The sequence below is a fragment of the Kitasatospora sp. NPDC002965 genome, from assembly GCF_040611255.1.
GTDB lineage: Bacteria > Actinomycetota > Actinomycetes > Streptomycetales > Streptomycetaceae > Kitasatospora.
The window spans coordinates 182,947-198,650 of sequence record NZ_JBEXNT010000001.1 but is presented as its reverse complement, the minus strand read 5'-3'; the positions used below and the strand labels follow the sequence as shown (position 1 = coordinate 198,650).

19 protein-coding genes are annotated in these 15,704 nt (G+C 73.0%); all 19 read left to right on the top strand.

Features of this window, described 5'->3' with window-relative positions; translation table 11 throughout:
• Window positions 1–177 precede the first annotated feature (177 nt).
• The 19 genes from ABZY91_RS01000 to ABZY91_RS00910 all read left to right on the top strand — a co-directional run bounded on the left by ABZY91_RS01000 (window position 178) and on the right by ABZY91_RS00910 (window position 15,462).
• Window positions 178–540 (top strand): hypothetical protein, encoded by a 363-nt coding sequence (locus ABZY91_RS01000; protein ID WP_355398850.1) that lies wholly within the window; start codon window positions 178–180, stop codon window positions 538–540.
• A gap of 200 nt (window positions 541–740) precedes the next feature.
• The gene (locus ABZY91_RS00995; protein WP_355398848.1) at window positions 741–1,598 is read left to right on the top strand and encodes a hypothetical protein; all 858 of its coding nucleotides are present in this window, start codon (window positions 741–743) and stop codon (window positions 1,596–1,598) included.
• On the top strand, window positions 1,595–2,323 hold the full coding sequence (locus ABZY91_RS00990) for a hypothetical protein (protein ID WP_355398846.1): 729 nt from the start codon (window positions 1,595–1,597) through the stop codon (window positions 2,321–2,323). The genes ABZY91_RS00995 and ABZY91_RS00990 overlap by 4 nt, the downstream gene beginning before the upstream one ends.
• A gap of 105 nt (window positions 2,324–2,428) precedes the next feature.
• On the top strand, window positions 2,429–2,887 hold the full coding sequence (locus ABZY91_RS00985; protein ID WP_355398844.1) for a DUF6197 family protein: 459 nt from the start codon (window positions 2,429–2,431) through the stop codon (window positions 2,885–2,887).
• A 3-nt stretch (window positions 2,888–2,890) separates the two neighbouring features.
• Window positions 2,891–3,607 (top strand): hypothetical protein, encoded by a 717-nt coding sequence (locus tag ABZY91_RS00980; RefSeq protein ID WP_355398842.1) that lies wholly within the window; start codon window positions 2,891–2,893, stop codon window positions 3,605–3,607.
• A gap of 89 nt (window positions 3,608–3,696) precedes the next feature.
• Window positions 3,697–4,593, top strand: a complete 897-nt coding sequence (locus tag ABZY91_RS00975) for a hypothetical protein (protein ID WP_355398840.1) — start codon at window positions 3,697–3,699, stop codon at window positions 4,591–4,593.
• Window positions 4,590–5,030 carry a hypothetical protein gene (locus ABZY91_RS00970; RefSeq protein ID WP_355398838.1) on the top strand — a complete coding sequence of 147 codons (441 nt, stop codon included), beginning with the start codon at window positions 4,590–4,592 and terminating at the stop codon, window positions 5,028–5,030. Before ABZY91_RS00975 ends, ABZY91_RS00970 begins: the two co-directional genes overlap by 4 nt.
• Before the next feature lie 118 nt (window positions 5,031–5,148).
• Window positions 5,149–5,484 (top strand): hypothetical protein, encoded by a 336-nt coding sequence (locus ABZY91_RS00965; protein WP_355398836.1) that lies wholly within the window; start codon window positions 5,149–5,151, stop codon window positions 5,482–5,484.
• A gap of 162 nt (window positions 5,485–5,646) precedes the next feature.
• Complete coding sequence (locus ABZY91_RS00960) at window positions 5,647–6,192, top strand: RNA 2'-phosphotransferase (protein WP_355398834.1); 546 nt, start codon at window positions 5,647–5,649, stop codon at window positions 6,190–6,192.
• 64 nt (window positions 6,193–6,256) lie between these two features.
• Window positions 6,257–6,949 (top strand): DUF6197 family protein, encoded by a 693-nt coding sequence (locus ABZY91_RS00955; RefSeq protein ID WP_355398832.1) that lies wholly within the window; start codon window positions 6,257–6,259, stop codon window positions 6,947–6,949.
• A 214-nt stretch (window positions 6,950–7,163) separates the two neighbouring features.
• The gene (locus tag ABZY91_RS00950) at window positions 7,164–7,583 is read left to right on the top strand and encodes a hypothetical protein (RefSeq protein ID WP_355398831.1); all 420 of its coding nucleotides are present in this window, start codon (window positions 7,164–7,166) and stop codon (window positions 7,581–7,583) included.
• Window positions 7,584–7,729: 146 nt separating this feature from the next.
• Window positions 7,730–8,503 (top strand): hypothetical protein, encoded by a 774-nt coding sequence (locus ABZY91_RS00945; protein WP_355398829.1) that lies wholly within the window; start codon window positions 7,730–7,732, stop codon window positions 8,501–8,503.
• 68 nt (window positions 8,504–8,571) lie between these two features.
• A complete protein-coding gene (locus ABZY91_RS00940; protein ID WP_355398827.1) occupies window positions 8,572–9,087 on the top strand; it encodes a hypothetical protein in 516 nt (171 codons plus the stop codon).
• 232 nt (window positions 9,088–9,319) lie between these two features.
• Window positions 9,320–10,747 (top strand): hypothetical protein, encoded by a 1,428-nt coding sequence (locus ABZY91_RS00935; RefSeq protein ID WP_355398826.1) that lies wholly within the window; start codon window positions 9,320–9,322, stop codon window positions 10,745–10,747.
• 175 nt (window positions 10,748–10,922) lie between these two features.
• On the top strand, window positions 10,923–11,705 hold the full coding sequence (locus tag ABZY91_RS00930) for a hypothetical protein (RefSeq protein ID WP_355398824.1): 783 nt from the start codon (window positions 10,923–10,925) through the stop codon (window positions 11,703–11,705).
• Between the two features lie 206 nt (window positions 11,706–11,911).
• Window positions 11,912–12,262: a hypothetical protein gene (locus ABZY91_RS00925; protein WP_355398822.1), complete on the top strand. Its 351-nt coding sequence runs from the start codon at window positions 11,912–11,914 to the stop codon at window positions 12,260–12,262.
• Between the two features lie 135 nt (window positions 12,263–12,397).
• Entirely contained in the window at window positions 12,398–13,114 is a 717-nt protein-coding gene (locus tag ABZY91_RS00920) for a hypothetical protein (RefSeq protein ID WP_355398820.1), read from the top strand.
• A gap of 19 nt (window positions 13,115–13,133) precedes the next feature.
• A complete protein-coding gene (locus tag ABZY91_RS00915) occupies window positions 13,134–13,610 on the top strand; it encodes a hypothetical protein (RefSeq protein ID WP_355398818.1) in 477 nt (158 codons plus the stop codon).
• A 121-nt stretch (window positions 13,611–13,731) separates the two neighbouring features.
• Window positions 13,732–15,462: a ParB/RepB/Spo0J family partition protein gene (locus ABZY91_RS00910; RefSeq protein ID WP_355398816.1), complete on the top strand. Its 1,731-nt coding sequence runs from the start codon at window positions 13,732–13,734 to the stop codon at window positions 15,460–15,462.
• Window positions 15,463–15,704: the final 242 nt, after the last annotated feature.

Here is a 15,704-nt window from a genome sequence, read left to right as displayed (position 1 = left end):
GCTTCCGGCCTCCCCCGGGGGCGCCCCCCCCCCCCCACCACGCGCCGCCCGCGCCGCCGCGGGGGGGGGCGGCCCCCCCCCCCCCCCCCCCCGGGGGGGGGGGGGGCCGCCCCCCCCCCCGCCCCCTTCCACCGCCCCCTGGCCTCCGGCGGGCCGTCACACTCCCATGGAGGTCGCATGCCGATCACGGCTGAGATGGTTCTGGCCGCACTGGCCGAGTTCGCCCGCCCCGAGCCGGTCACCTGCCGCTACGAACAGGGCGTCGACTGGGCGGCGTCCGCCGTCCGCCGCGCCTTCGCCGATCACCGGCTCTGGAAGGGCCCGGACAACGACCTCCGGGTTGTCGAGCCGACCCTGCGGGTGTGGCTGGCCGGCGGCCCCGACTACGACAGCAAGGACTACAACGAGGGCTGCGAGGCCGGGCAGGAGATCGTCCGCCTGGTCCTGGACCGCGCCCCGGAAGTGGTCTTCAACTACCTGAACGACGCCGCCCGCCGGTCCGCCCGCCTGGTCGCCGCGTTCGGGACCGACCGACCGTAGCCCCCACCACGCCGCTCCACCCCACACGGACTTCCCCGGGCCGGATCGCTCCAACCCTGCCCACGGATCCGGTCGCACCATCCTTCGCTGCGCACGCCGCCTGCGGCTTCGACCGGGAGAGGTCCCACCGTCCGGACCCGCGCCGGTTCGACGACCACCCCGACCCGCATTCACCCCGCCTCCCGATCGGAGACCCCGCCATGCCGCTGTACCTCCCCGCCCCCGAGCCGGCCCGCCCCCCGGGCGGGTGGAACCGCCTGTCCCTGAACGCCCACATCGGCAGCGTCGACGCCCAATGCGCCCTTCGGCCACGATCCTGGGCCGCCCTGCACGGAAGCCGGCGCGACACCCGGCTGAGCCAGTGGGGGCCCTACGGCGCGTGTGTCGCCGCCCGGGAGTTCCCGGACTGCACCACGTGCCCGGTCTTCGCGGCCCGTAACAACCCGGGACGGGCCGTGGAGGTGGCCGGTGACCGCGTGTTCGTCCGCGTCGAACGCCGGATCATCGGCGAGCTGTTCACCGCCGCGCCCGTGGACCGACTGTGGCTGACCAGTGGCCCCGAGGTGTCGCGCCACAACGGCGAGCCGTGGACCTGGGACCAGGTCTCGCGCCTCACCGACTGGGAGGTGGGCCGCCGCGTCCTGGACGGCGCCGGTGAAGGCTTCTGGCTCCACCGCCCGCCGGTGACGCCCCCACCCGGAGGCGCCGCCGCAGCCGGGGACCCCGAGGCGAACGCCGGCGAGCTCCTCGTCCTGGCGCTGGCCGAGCGCGGCCTGGCCGCCGCCGTCGCGCCCACCGGAGGCGGCTGCACGGCGGTGGCACTCACCGTCCCGGGCGGGGAGATCCTCAGCACCGACGACGCCCGCGCCGACCACCCGGCCACCGACCACGACCGCTGGACCACCGCCTTCCACCCCGACCACGACCCCGGCGACCGCACAGACATCTACGACGGCCACGGCCTGGACGCCTACCGCGACGCCCAGGCCTGCGCAGACGCGATCGCAGCGTGGACCGGTGCGAACGCCCGGACCCACACACCTCAGGGAGCCTCATGAACAGCCCCCGCAACCGCACCGCAGCCGACCGCCCGCCGCTGCGGGCCGTCCGCGGCCAGCTCGCCACCCTGGAGACCCGGCGCCCGGCACCGGACGCCGGCCCGCGGTCCGACCGAGCCGACTACCAGCCCGTCATCGTCGCCGCCGTCAGGGCCGACGGCACCCCCACAGCCTTCACCCTGCCGGACGGGAGCACCGGTGCGGTCGGCGGGCTGACCCACCCCACCGTCGCCCTGCTCGCCGCCCCCGGCCGCTACGACCCGCACCGGGTGCTCGCCGAGGCCCGCGACAACGGTGCGGGTGGCCGCTTCGCCCGCCTGGCCGACGTCGACGAGCTGTTCAAGCGTCACCGGACCCCCGCCCCCGGACCGTCCCCGGTGGCCGGCGAACCGGTCGTCCTGGCGCTCTACCGGCCCGCCGGCCGCTACGCGCCCCTCCCGTGGAGCGTGTGCCTGCCCTGGCGGAACCGGGTCAGGCTCGCCTCAGGTTGCGGCACCAGGGCGCGGGCCCGAACGGCGGCGGCCTGGCTGGAGGGCACCGGCGTGGACTTCACCGACCAGGAGGCCACGCTGGAGCTGAGCGACGTGCTGATGGAGTTCTTCCACGAGTGGGAGGCCTGCGTGCGCGCCGCCCTGGACGGCGCGGCGCCCTGGCCGGACCGTACCCCCGAGCGGTTCGCCGGCATCCTGGCCGCGCTTGCCGGCGCCGGTGGGGGCGGCGGGTGAGAGGGGTCAACCAGCTTCATTCAATGCAAGGTTCATGGTAGTCTTTCTCTTGTCAGGCCGGGTGGCCCCCGGAAGGCAATCGGACCCATTCACCAGGAGGAACCTGTGAGCCGTCACCGCATTTCCCGCACCGAGCTGGTCATGGAACTGACCGCCCGCCACATCGAGGCCAACGGCCTGCACCAGGGCACCGGGCTCAGCGACGAGGAGTGGGCGACCTGCCCGCCCGCCACCTACGCGCCGGACGCGCCGTGCTCCGTCCTGCACGCCTTCGACCGCGCGCAGCGCCGGACGGCCGGGCGGACCATCCGCGCCGGTGCGCGCCGCCGGGGCCAGGTCGCCGCGCGTCGGCGCGCCGACCACCCGGCGGAGTTCTCCGAGGCACTGCGGGCCCTGTCCGACCACCTGTCGGACGTGCCGATCACGTCGGACCTGTACGCGCCGCTCGGGGTGTCGGAGGCCGACTACCGGCGGACCGTCATCTCGTCGTGGGGCGAGACGGAGGGTCTGACCGCCGACGCGGCCGCCCTCACCATCCGCGCCGCCGCGAACCGTCGGAGCTGACCTGTGACCAGGAACCGAGTCGAGACGGCGGCCCCCGAAGGCTGCCCCACCCCGGGCAAGGCCAATTTCGCCACGCCGACGGCCGCCCGCCGGACCGCCGCCAGCTACGTGCACCACCTGGAGCCGTACGAGTGTGGTTGCGGGTGGTATCACCTCACCAGCAAGGCCATCGTCCCGGCCAGTTCGCTGCCGGTGACCGAGCAGGTCGCCGCACTGGGCGACGTGGAGTTCGCCGCCCTGGCGATCCAGGACGTGCGAGGGAAGGTGACCCCGGTCCAGGCCGGTGCGCTGCGGGACGCGGTCAACGTGGACCGCTGGACCGACGCACTGAACCACCTCCGGGCCACTGTGGAGGGCCAGTTCCAGCAGCGGGCCGCCGACACCTCTCCGGAGGGCGACGAGTGGCGCGGGCGGACCGCGTCCTTCCGCACGGCCCTGCTCGCGCGGCTGACGGAGAGCACCGCGCTGGCCTCCGGGATCCGGCGGGCGGAGGCAGCGGAGGCCAAGACGCGGAAGGCGGCTGGCGAGAGTCTGGCGGAGCTGCGCCAGCGCGCCGAGCTGGAGGCGGTCCAGCGCCTGGTCAGGGCCCACGGCGCGCAGTTCAACGCGCTGGTGATCGAGGAGTACGGGCTGCTCGGCCTGGCGGTACCGCCTCGCCTTCGCCGCCGCCAGGCCCGCGACGCCGCTGTCCGGACGGCACTGGCCCCCGCACCCCTGTAGGCCCGCCCCGGCCGACGACCGCTTCGGCGGTCGTCGGCCCCGGACCGCGCCCCGCCACAGCCCGGTACACCCCCACCGGAAGGATGCCCATGACCACCGCCAACACCCTTGACCACACCTGGGACATGTCCTGGCTCGCCGCCTACACGGGAGACGAGCTGCCCGCGCGCCAAGGCCGCTGGGAGGCCGACCCCGCCGGACACGACGACGAAGGAAACCCGCAGGCCGTCCTCAACGACCGAGCCCGCCGCATCCTGCTCACCGGCACCACCGAGGGCGTCGCGGTCCGCGCCTGGCCCTACGGCCTGCAGACGGCCGACGCACCGGGCGCCCCCGTCGCGCGCACCCTGATCCCGTGGAGGCACATCGCCCCCGCCACGGTCGCTGCCGCGATCGCCCGCGACCACCTCACCCCGCCCGAGGAGCCCGACGCCACGCCCGAGCGACGGAGGCTGCGCCAGCTGCTGACGATGACGGCGCTGATCGCCCACCTTCCGGACCGGGCCCAGTCGACGGCCGCCATGCTCCCCGGGGCGGATGTGGTCGCGTGGCAGCACGGGCCGCACGTCGAGGCCACGGCCTGCTCCACCACCCCGGGGCGGGTCCTGCTGGAGGCCCGGGCGCAGCTGGGGTCGGTCGTGCGGGCCCTGGCCGCCGCCCTGCCTCCGCAGGACGTGCGGCCTCCGCTCTCCGTGGCCAACGCGTACTCCCGGCTCTCGGCGGCGTTCCCGGTGCTGACCCCGGGCCCGAACGTGCCGGGCACTGACACGCTCGTGGGGCTCGGCGTGGGGCGCACGGTCGTGAACGTCCACCTGGCCGAGGAGGCTGCGGCTGATGACACCACGGAGGCCGCGCTCGACGTCGAGGGCGACCTCGACCTGGTCCTCCTGATCCTCGGGCTGCTGTATCGGCCCGACGGCCCGTCCGACCCCGGGGCCGGACGGGCCGGTCAACCGTCAAGATCTTCACCGTTGGAGTTGCCATGACCCTCGACCTTTCCGCCTTCGTGCTCACGCCGGCCTTCCGTGCCGCCCTCCGGGACGCCGGGGGCACCACCCTGTGCGTTCTGAGGAACCTCGTCCTCGATGAGGAGGAGCGGCGCAGCATGGCGGTCATGCACGAGAACCTTCGGGAGGCTCTGGGCTGGCTGTACGGCGAGCCCGACGCCGCCGGCGTCCGGATCGCGTCGATCGAGGTTCCGTCCGCCTCCTGGGACGACGGCTGGTGGTGGGATCCGAGGGGGGCGGTCGTCGTGTTCAGTGACGGGTCGCGAGTGACGGAAGACCTGAAGAAGGAGCTCGACGAGCCACTGACGGAACTCGCGGGGAACATGCCGCCGGAGGGTCCCCGCGCCGTGTACACCCTGATCGTTCCGCTTCCCGGCCCGGTGGTGGACGGGTCGGGGGCCGGTGGTGCCGCGTAGGCGGTGGTGGTGTGACAGAGGTAGCTTCGATGCATTATTCATGGTAGTCTTTCTCTTGTCGGTCCGGGTGGCTCCCGGATGGCAATCGAACCGCATCAGCGACCACGAGAGGCTCACCATGTCCAGGCCGAAGAAGCCGCCCTACGCGGTTGACCCCCACAACTGCGGCTGCACCGAGTGCATCCTTGGCGACTACGTGTCCCTTCGGGAGGCGACGGACCGGCAGATCGCCCTGCTGCTGACGGGGCAGCTGGGGAACAACACCGGGACGGAGTTCCGGATCACCGTGCAGTGGTCGCTTTCCGGCGACTTCCGCCCGGGCCCGCCGACGGTCGAGTCGGTGCTGGTGACTGCGGACCTCTGGGACGGCCCCACCCTCACCTGGGACCTCACGTCCCAACTAGACGGCCCGCTCGGCCGAATGTTCGACCCCAGCGCGACCGACGACCGGTAGCAGGGACCGGTGCTGCCAGCCGCATCCTCGGCTGGCAGCACCGCCCCCGGACCGCCGCCGCCGTCGGGTTCCCGCCCCGACGTTCCGGCGGGCCCTCGCACGGTCCCCTCACCGATCCGCCGGCCGGGCGCGCCCGGCTGCCCACGACAGGAGACATAAGCCATGCACACGCAGCGAGTGATCAAGACCAGCCGACTGCTGGCCCACATCCTTCGTCACCGACCCGGACCGTTGGGAATCACCCTCGACAACGCGGGCTGGACCGGGACCGATGCCCTGCTGTCCGCCCTGGCGGCCCAAGGCGTGGCGCTCACCAGAGCGGAGCTCGACCACGTCGTGACCGTCGACACGAAACGCCGCTTCGCCTACTCCGAGGACGGCCGGTCCATCCGCGCCAGCCAGGGGCACACGGTTCCGGTCGACCTGCGCCTTCCCACCGCCGCACCGCCCGAGGTCCTGTTCCACGGCACCGCCGAGGGGTCCGTGGAGTCGATTCTCCGCGAGGGACTGCGGCCGATGGCCCGACACGACGTCCACCTGTCCCCCAACCCCCACACCGCCCGCCAGGTAGGCGCCCGGCGCGGACGGCCGGTCGTCCTGACCGTGAACACGGCGGCCATGACGCGCGCGGGGCACGCCTTCCGGGTCAGCGCCAACGGCGTCTGGCTCACCGACGCCGTCCCCCCGCAGTTCCTCGCGCGCACGTGAGAGCAGCGCCAGAGGCAGCCGGCCCCGGCGCGCCCCCTCCGTCTCAGCCAAGGAGAGATCACCCATGACCATGCCCTTCCCCGACTCCGCCGCCCTTCGCCCGACCTGGGACGCCTTCGCCCAGGACGTCCGGCGCTTCGTCACAGAGGCGTTGCCGCACGGCAATGTCTACGGCGTCACCGCGAGCGGCCACAGCGTCGCCGCCTGCGCGGACGAGGCGCGCGGAACCGTCTCCGTCCGGGTCAACGACCACGAAGGCCGGGCGGTCGAGACGACGACCGGGCCCGACGGCCCGGGCTTGGACCTGCCGTCGCTGTGGGTCCACGTGACGGAGGCCGGCATCCGGCCCGCACCGCCCGAGCCGGCCGAACCCGGCCCGCGCCCGCGGCGGCACGTCCGTCCGACCGCCTCGTCGGTGCTGGAGTTCGCCGCCGCCCACCTACAGCACGTCGGGCTGCACCCGGGCCCGTGGGACTGGGCGCGCGACGCGCGGACGGGGCCGGCCACGATCACCCACGCCGTGACCCTGGCCGTTCGCCAACTCGGGTACAACCACCGGTCCTCTGCCGGCGCCGCCGCCCTGGGGCGCCTGGCCGACCGCGTCCACGGCTGCCCGGTCGTGGTCCCGCCGTGGTGGAACGCCTCCACCGAGGACTACTACCGGGCAACGGTCTGGAACTGGGGCAGCGCCCCGGGCCGGACCGCTGCTGGAGCCGCGGCGTTCCTGCGCGGCGCCGCAGCTCTGGCCGCCGTCTGACCGCCCGTCCGGTCGAGGGCGCCGACGACATCGGAGGCACCCTCGACCACACCCCGGGCTCCAGTTCGCCGACTGGGCAGGCCGACGGCATCGCGCCGCCCTGCCCCGCACGCACCTCACCGTGATCTGCAACCACGCACCGGTCAGCACATGCTGGCCGCACTACCAAGGAGAGAGCGTGCCTCGCTTCCGGTTCAACCCGACCTTCTTGCTCATGTCCATCGCCTCCCTGGAACCCTGCTGCTCGGTATGCGAGGCTGACCGCCGCACCTCCATGGCCGATGCGCGAACAGCGATCTGCCTTGCTGCCGGGGTCGAGATGGATGACATCGACCCGGCCTCCGGCTATAACCGCTCCCACCGCGCGTACCGTCGCGCCCGCGCCTCGTGGATCGACCTGATCCGCCAACACGGCGCCAACGAGTTCTACAGCCTGGCCGACCTTGTCGAGGCGCGCGCGCGGTGGGCCGCGTGGCGCCCCGAGTTCGCCGCGGGCGACGACTGGGTAGCCGAGGCCTTCGCGGTGCACCGACAGTTCATCGCCGCCCTCGGCCAGCCCTGTCCCAGGGACTCGTGCGTCGTGCACTACCCCGTGTCCGTCGGCACCCAGCCCGAGCCGGGAGGCCCGGCGTGATCGCCCCGTCTCCCGACGGCGGCGGGGAGCAGCTGCGGCTGGACTTGTTGGAACCGGACTGGTGTCAGCGCTGGAGCGATCGACGGGCTACCTGGAGACGAACGAGCGAGGGCGGTTTCGATCCGGCCCTGTACCGGTGCGTTTCCTTGGAGGCCGGGCCGGCGCGGCGGTTCGTGGAGCAGCACCACTACAGCGGTTCGTGGCCGGCGGTGCGGATGGCGTTCGGGATGCAGCTGCTCACCGCGGCGCCCGGGCCGGGCGAGCCGGACGGCGGCCGCCTGGTCGGCGTGCTGGCGCTCGGGGTGCCGATGGCGCGGGCGGTGTTGACGCGGGTGTTCCCGTCCTTGGAGCCGTACCGGGCGTCGGTGGAGCTGAGCCGGCTGGTGCTCCTGGACGAGGTGCCGAGCAACGGCGAGTCGTGGATGTGCGCTGCCTCCTTCGCGCTCGCGGCCGGGCGCGGCGTGCGGGGAGTGGTCGCCTACTCGGACCCGCACCCGCGGGTCAGGGTCACCCCGCAGGGCAGGGAGGTGGTCACGCCTGGGCACGTTGGGCACGTCTACGCGGCGCAGGACTTCGCGTACCTGGGCCGGAGCCGGGCGCGTCGGCTGGTGGTCCTGCCGGACGGCACGGTGCTCACGGACCGCGCAGCGATGAAGGTGCGCCGGGACGAGAGCGGGCACCAGGGGGTCGAACGGCGGCTGCGGGTGTTGGGGGCGCGGCCGCGGGAGGAGGGGGAGCCGGGCGGCAGGTGGCTGGAGGAGGCGCTGGAGGCGATCGGGGCCGGACGGCTGGACCACGGGGGCAACCACCTCTATGCGCGGTCCATCGGAGCGCGCCGGACGCGCGTCACCGTGGCGCCGACGGCCTACCCTGCTCCGAAGCGGCACACGGAGGCACTTTCGATGCATTATTCATGGTAGTCTTTCTCTTGTCAGGCCGGTTGGCTACCGGCCTCAATCGAACCGTCGCGCACCGCACTGGAGACCCCATGAACCTCGACGACGCCCTCTTCCTCTGGTCCGTCAACGTCAACGAAGGGCGCGTTAGCGCCGTGGACGCCCTCATCGCGGCGGCACCCGCGCTGGGCCCGCAGGACGGCTGGCAGGCGGGCTGGGAGTCCGCCTCCGCCTCCATGGCCGTGGCCGGGACGCTCGGCGGCGGCCAGGTGGTCGCCCTGGTCACCTGCCCGATGCACGTCAGCATCCTGGCGCTCGGTCTGTCCACCGCGAGCGCCGACCGGCTGGTCCGTGCCGCGCTCGACATGGAGACGATCGACTACCCCTCGCCCACCGGGCCTGTCACCGATCTCGGGGCGCTGGACACCAGCACCCTCGGGCCGGGCGAGCACCTGGCCGTCCCCCTTTCCTACCTGACCGACGGCCGCCCCGGCCCCATCGTCAAGCTCTACGCGCACGGCATGGCCGACGTCGACATGGCCCAGCTCTCGGTCCCCGCCGCCGTCCGGTCGCTGGCCCGGCTGGCCACAGCCCCGACCACCGCGTGACGCCCCCCGGCTGCCGCCGCCCCCGAGAGGCAAGGGCGGCGGCGGCCGGGGCCGATCGCGCACCCGTTCCCCGCGCCGCGCGGCCGGCGCCACCCTCCCGCCCGGGCCAGGACCTGCCCGCGGAGAGGCCTTCCCGGCCACCGGCCCCGTTCACCCGGGGACCTGCAGCCGGACTCCTCCCCCTCCTTCGAACCCGGCGCGGTCCGCCCGCACCGGATGGAGTGCACCCGTCATGACGTCCAGTCAGCTTGTCCTGTTCAACGCCGATTCCTTCCCCGAGCCCGAGCCGTGCGGCACGACGGTCGTCAGCTGGGGTCTCGGAGCCGACTCCACCGCGATCATCCTGCGGTTCCTGGAGAACCCGGCCGCCTACGGCCTGCGGCCCGACCTGTCCGACCTCATCGTGATCACGGCCATGACCGGCATGGAGTGGCCCGACAGCGCCTCCCTCGCCGAGCAGCACATCCTGCCGCTGCTGCGCACCCACCGCGTCCGCTACGTGCAGATCGCCCGCGGCGGGCACTCCATCGCCCGGTCGGGCGTCGAAATCCTCTCCGACACCCGCGCCCCCACCCGCATCCACACCTCCGGCCGATGGAGCCTGCTGCTGGACCTGAGCGAGTCGGGAACCGTGCCGATGTACGGGGGCAGCCGGCTGTGCAGTGTCCGCGCCAAGGGCGAGCCCCTGGACCTCTGGTTCAAGCAGAACCTGCACGGCCCCTACCGGCACGTCGTCGGCTTCGAGGCCGGCGAGGCCTCCCGCGCCCGGGTCGACACCTCCTTCCCCAAACCCGGCCGCAGGCCCTGGTACCCGCTGATCAACTGGGGCTGGGACCGCCCCGCGCTGCTCGCCTACCTCAAGTCCCGCCTTGGCGTTTCGTATCCGAAGAGCTTCTGCTGGGCATGCCCCTACCCGGTCAGCGCGGGCTCCCTGCCCGACCACATGGCCCGCTCCAGGCGCTTCCCGCGGCAGATCGCCGAGGCCGCGCTGCTGGAGTACACCGCGCAGGCGCTCAACCCGCGCTTCACCCTGTACGCGAAGTCCTCGCTGCGGGAGGAACTGCACCGCGCCGGCAACTGCACCGCGCTCGACCTGCTGGCCGAACGGCTCGACTCCGAGCCCTGGAGCATCTACGAGGTCCGCCGCGTGCTGGCACCCGGACGCTCCGAGCACTGCAAGACCTGGCACGGCCCCCGGTGCGCGCGCTGCCGCAAGCTGGCCGTCGAATCCGGCGCACCCCCTTCCGAGCTGCCCCGCTGCAAGGTCTGCCAGACCCTCAGCGGGGCGCGGTGCCTGCGGCGGGACCCGCTCTGCTCGGACCCGCAGGTCAAGGGCAACGTCTGGCGCTCGGTGCGCCGGATCGGCATCCTCAGTCGCCGCCAGGCCCTCGCCGACCTGGAACGCTTCGCCGACCGGCCGGGGCGCGCCCTGGAGCACGTGGCCAGCACGGTCCCCGGGTACGACCTCGGCTTCGACCGGGTGGTCACCGTCCGGCGCGCGGACAGCTACCCGAGCCGGGAGCGCCAGTTCGTCACCGCCCCTGCGACGGTGCTGCCCAAGGCCAGGGCGGGCTTCGAGACGGCCTGGCGGACCGCGGCCGGCCCCGCTCCCGATGCCGGTGCGGAGCCGGTCGAGGCGGGGCTGCGGGCGGCGGTGTAGCGGTCGCCGCACCCGGGGCGGCGAGCCGGACGGCGAGGCCTCCCGCCTGGGGGTTGGCTGACGCGAGAGCGTCGGCCAACCCTCATTGGATGCATTTTTCATGGTAGTCTTTCTCTTGTCAGGCCGGGTGGCTCCCGGAAGGCAATCGAACCACCCCCGAAGCGAAGGACTGCCCGTGCCCACTGCACTCTCCCCCGCCCATCCCCTTGCAAGGGCGCTGCGCCGAAGCGGCATGCCCGCGAAGGTCGTACACCTCTCCGACGACTACAGCGTGGAGATCGAGCTGGGCGTGAGGATCACCAGCCCGCGCCACCCGTCACACCGCGTGTTCCTCCTGCACCCGCAGGAGGTTCCGGACTATCCGGCGTACTTCCGCCTGTACCTCCGGCCGGACTACCCGGGCCACGCGGTGCTGTGGATGCTCAGGGACGCGCACCACGAGGTCGTGGAATCCGGGGCCTGGGAGGTGCGCACCGCCCGGCAGGCCGTCCGCCAGCACACCCGAACTATCGCCGTACTGCGCGACTGGCTGCGGAAGGAGCACGCCGTCGCCACGGCACCGCCCTTCCCGCCGCTGGAGAAGCTGATCGGCGAAGAGACCAACGGGTGGATGTGGATCTTCACCGCCACCGCCCACAAGGTCGCCGAGGCGCTGGTCAACGGGCTGGTGTCGCCCGACGTCACGCCGCAGGACCTGGCCCGGATCTACCCCGACTTCACCGAGGAGTACGGCCTGCTCGGCGCCGAGGGGTGGGACACGGGGATCGACATCCTCCGGGCGTTCGCCGACGGTCAGGTCTTCGACGACCACCACCCGGCTCCGGCCCCCGCCTACTGCATCACCATCGGCTGCGACATGGTCGAGCGGTACGGGCCGAGCGCGCTCGCCAGGCTCCAGGCCGGTTTCGGCGGAGACCTCGTCACCGCCGCCCGCGTCTTCCTCGCCCGTACTCGCTGACCCGCCGCCGGGCGGGCGGACCCCTCCGCCCGCCCGGCCCCGCCCCGCCGATGGCGAAGGACGAGGGCAGCATCCCGATCCTCGGGCCTGCCGTGGAGGCGTCGAACCCCTATGTTTGATGCATTATCCATGGTAGTCTTTCTCATGTCACACCGGGTGGCTCCCGGACGACAATCGAACCGTGCAACAGCACCACTGGAGGCCCCGTGTCGCTTGCCGACGCAACCCGTTTCATCCTCACCGACGCCACCGAGGCGGACCTCGACCGCGTGGGCGCGGCCGTCAGGGACCGCCGCGACATGCTGGCCAAGGTCCGCGCGGCCGCCGTCGCGGTCGAGGCCCGCGTCACCACTCGCGGCATCAAGCAGAAGTACCTCGTCGGCCTGAGCGGCACCGTGGCGTCGATCGACGGCGACTGTGCCGATCTGGACCTGGACGAGGACTCCACCGATCAGCTCCGGTGGGCCCGCCAGACCAAGTTCAAGGTGCCGCCCGGCACCAAGAACTTCCGGCTGCGCGGCGTACCCCTGACCTGCCTCACCATCACCACCGACTGACACCTCCCCTGACAGGCGGCGGCCGAACCCACCACACGCGGGTCCGGCCGCCGCCCACCGGACGGGCGCACCCGCTGCGCCCGCACCACCGGAGACCTCCCGCCTCCCACCACCCACCGAACTCAGGGGAGACCCATGCCCACCCTCACCGAACGCCAGATCGCCGCACTGCACGCCGGCGCCTACCTCCTGCCCGCCGACCCGGCCTGCCCGGAGAGCTTCCCCGTGCTGGCCGCCGCCGGATTCCGTGTCGGCTTCCAGGTCCAGGACGACGGGACCGTCTACGTCGGCATCGACGCCCAGGACGCCGAGGCCTCGCTCCGCACCCCGGACGGGAAGCTGCGCGGCATCGAGCTGGACGCGCCCGGCTGCGCCCGGAACGTCCGCCCGCGCGGACTCCGCCCCTGGACGCGGATCCGGCGCCGCCTTCTCGGCCGGCGCGCCACCAGCCACGGCCCGACGCGGCTCCACCTCATGCGGGACACCGCCCTGGAGTCGCTGATCGCGGCGGCTCACTCCGAGCTGCACCGCCGCGCCGTGCTGGCGGCCGCCGAGCACCTGGCCGAGGTGTGCCGTGAGCGCGGCTGGCCCGCACCCCGCGAGATGCGCAGCCTCAGCACCTACGACGAGTACGACGGCAAGACGTGGTCGCCGAACGGCGTGGAGGTCCTCGGGGTCGACCACAGCCGGCGCACCGTCGACTTCGGTCTCCGCGAGCCGGGCGAGAGCTTCGCCACCGAGATGGTCCGTGCCTACCTCGCGGAGGCCGGCGAGCACCAGGAGCCGCCGTTCGACGCCTCGCTGGTCATCTCCCTGCTGCCGTCGCCCGCCTTCCACATCGACCGCTACTGACCGACCCGGGGGACCGCCCATGCCCATCTCCGCCAGGCTCCGCGCCAAGTTCAACCGCACCGCCCGCTTCTGGCCCGCACGGCGGGACGAGCCGGGGACTCTCCCGGCCGTCACCGTGGCCGGCGTCATGGTCTTCGTCTACGTCGACGAGCTGGGCCAGCTGCGGGTCAGTATCGACCTGGACACCGCCCACCCGGCCCTGGTGGAACGGCCGGCGGAACGCGGCACCGTTCCGCTGCGGGTCGACGTGCAGGACGACACCGTGTTCTACGAGCCGTCCGAGCGCGCCGGTGCGTGCGCTTGGGCGGTCCCCGGCCGGTACGGCAGCCTGGATCTGTTCGCCAACGACTGGGAGGGCGCCGAGCAGGCCGCGCAGCGTCGCGGCAGGCCGCTGCTGCGCCGGCACGCCGGGGAGCGGCACTGGGTGATGGTGGCGGACTGGGGCCGCGAGGACACGGCGGCTCCCGAGGCGCTGCCCGGTGGTTCGCCGGACTGACGCGCCGCCCTTGGAAGGCATTGAACCCCCTTCGTTTGATGCACTTTCCATGGTAGTCTTTCTCTTGTCAGGCCGGGTGGCTCCCGGATGGCAATCGGACCACGTAAGGACAGCACACCGCATGACCATCACCGTTCCCGAGACCGTCGACACCGAGCCCCGCACCGCCGACGGCCTGCGCTACCGCAGCGTGGGCGAGCTGCACTACCTGGACCCGCGCAAGCTCGTGCTGGACGAGTACAACGTCCGCAAGAAGAAGGACACCGCCCCCGACGAGGCGATGCTGGCCTCCGTGGAGGCGGACGGCGTTGAGATCCCCCTGATCGTCCGCCCGTTCCTGGACGGCACCTACGGCGTCCTGGCGGGCCAGATCCGCATGCTCAGCGCCCAAGCCGCCGCCCAGAAGTGCGTCGACGAAGGGCGCGAGGACGACATCCTCGCCGTCCCCTGTATGGTGCGCGCCGACCTGATCGGCCAGTCCGCCGAGGTCGTCGCGGCCGCCGTCGCGAAGTCCCTCCAGGAGAACCTGCTCCGCCAGGCGATGACCCTCCCCGACGTCGTCCAGGCCGCCGAGCAGCTGAACCTCCTCGACCTGGACGACGCCGCGCTCCAGAAGGCGGCGACGACCGCCGGTCTGACGGTGGAGCAGGTCAGGAACGCCCACAAGGCGACCGCCCTGCCCAAGGAGGTGCAGCGGAAGTCCGCCCAGTACGAGTTCGACCTGGAAGAGCAGATCGCTCTCGCCGAGGTCGCGGACGTGCCGGGGGCGGTCGAGGACCTGGCCAGGGCCCGCAAGGAGGACGTCCGGTCCGGCTCCAAGGACAGGGGCAACTGGCAGCACGCCATGCAGGAACTCCTCCAGGAGAAGGAGCAGCGGGCGGCGAACGCGGCGATCCGGGCCGAGTGGGCGGCCAGGGGGCTGGTGGAGGTCCACAAGCGGTCCTGGTACGAGCCGGGGAGCACGGACCGGCTCCTGGCCGACCTGCTCGACGGGGAGGGCAGGCCGCTCGACGCCGAGCAGCACAGTGCCCAGTGTCCGGGTCGGGCTTTCGCCCTGGACTGGTCGGGGGACGTGGTGTTCGCCTGCGCCGACTGGCGCGCCAACAAGCACAAGCGGGCCGACCTCGCCCTCAAGCCGGGGCAGCTGACCAACGCTCAGGTGGCCGAGAAGAACGCGAAGGAGGCCTCAGCCCGGGGGGTGCGCGGGAAGTTCGTCAAGAAGCTGGTCACGGAGAAGCTGTCGGACCGTGCCGTCGCCCTGACCATGCAGGTGGTCACCGAGATGCCGTCCTGGTACGCGGAGGCCGTCTCGCCGGGCAACGCCAAGCTGCTGGCCGTGTTCTTCGACGAGCCGTTCAAGGCGGAGGTGTACAAGCGGCCCCGGGGCTTCTTCAACGGCCTGAACGCCCGTCTGCGACGCCAGCGCCGGACCTTCAACGCGGTCTTCGCCCAGGTCGCGATGGGCTTCGAGCTTCACATGAGCCGCAAGAAGCACTGGGCCGTGGCGGACGGCTGGACGGCCGAGTGGCTGCGCTTCCTGAAGGCCGAGGGGTACACCCTGTCGGCGATCGAGAAGGAGATGGTGGCCGCCGTCGAGAAGAAGGAGAAGGTCGAGGCGGCCAAGTCCAAGTCCCGGCCGAGTACCGAGGCCCCCCTGCCGGAGCAGCCCGGCCGGGAGGACGAGGAGGAGGGCGGGCCGGAGCAGGCCGGGCACGACCGGGGCGACGGGGTCCAGGAGGGGCCCGAGGCGGACGGCGCGCCGAGCGCGGGGGCCGAGGAGCGGGCCGACTCGGGCCTGGTCGGACATGACGAGGTGCCGGACGGCCAGGAGGACCCGGCACCGCAGGCGTAGGGGTACGGGGCGGGGCGGCAACGCTCCGCCCCTCGCCTGCCCGGCGGCGTCGTGCGCTGCCAGCAAACGCAGAACGGCGCTGCCCTTGCGGGTCCCTTGCGGGAGGGGGCTAACCCAGCGCCGTTCCAATCGAACCCACGCGAGAGAGGGAGCTGAGCTCAACCCCTCGTGAAGGTACTTAAACCATAGCGCATCCGGAGAGCCGGCCGCGGCGCCTCCGTGAGCGGGCCGGGTCCCCGAAG

Excerpts from the sequence above, each read along its gene's own strand:
- ABZY91_RS00970 (WP_355398838.1), top strand. The coding sequence starts at position 4,590 with ATGACCCTCGACCTTTCCGCCTTCGTGCTCACGCCGGCCTTCCGTGCC.
- ABZY91_RS00940 (WP_355398827.1), top strand. The coding sequence starts at position 8,572 with ATGAACCTCGACGACGCCCTCTTCCTCTGGTCCGTCAACGTCAACGAA.
- ABZY91_RS00995 (WP_355398848.1), top strand. The coding sequence starts at position 741 with ATGCCGCTGTACCTCCCCGCCCCCGAGCCGGCCCGCCCCCCGGGCGGG.
- ABZY91_RS00965 (WP_355398836.1), top strand. The coding sequence starts at position 5,149 with ATGTCCAGGCCGAAGAAGCCGCCCTACGCGGTTGACCCCCACAACTGC.
- ABZY91_RS00990 (WP_355398846.1), top strand. The coding sequence starts at position 1,595 with ATGAACAGCCCCCGCAACCGCACCGCAGCCGACCGCCCGCCGCTGCGG.
- ABZY91_RS00975 (WP_355398840.1), top strand. The coding sequence starts at position 3,697 with ATGACCACCGCCAACACCCTTGACCACACCTGGGACATGTCCTGGCTC.
- ABZY91_RS00935 (WP_355398826.1), top strand. The coding sequence starts at position 9,320 with ATGACGTCCAGTCAGCTTGTCCTGTTCAACGCCGATTCCTTCCCCGAG.
- ABZY91_RS00920 (WP_355398820.1), top strand. The coding sequence starts at position 12,398 with ATGCCCACCCTCACCGAACGCCAGATCGCCGCACTGCACGCCGGCGCC.
- ABZY91_RS00950 (WP_355398831.1), top strand. The coding sequence starts at position 7,164 with ATGTCCATCGCCTCCCTGGAACCCTGCTGCTCGGTATGCGAGGCTGAC.
- ABZY91_RS00915 (WP_355398818.1), top strand. The coding sequence starts at position 13,134 with ATGCCCATCTCCGCCAGGCTCCGCGCCAAGTTCAACCGCACCGCCCGC.
- ABZY91_RS00955 (WP_355398832.1), top strand. The coding sequence starts at position 6,257 with ATGACCATGCCCTTCCCCGACTCCGCCGCCCTTCGCCCGACCTGGGAC.
- ABZY91_RS00960 (WP_355398834.1), top strand. The coding sequence starts at position 5,647 with ATGCACACGCAGCGAGTGATCAAGACCAGCCGACTGCTGGCCCACATC.
- ABZY91_RS01000 (WP_355398850.1), top strand. The coding sequence starts at position 178 with ATGCCGATCACGGCTGAGATGGTTCTGGCCGCACTGGCCGAGTTCGCC.
- ABZY91_RS00910 (WP_355398816.1), top strand. The coding sequence starts at position 13,732 with ATGACCATCACCGTTCCCGAGACCGTCGACACCGAGCCCCGCACCGCC.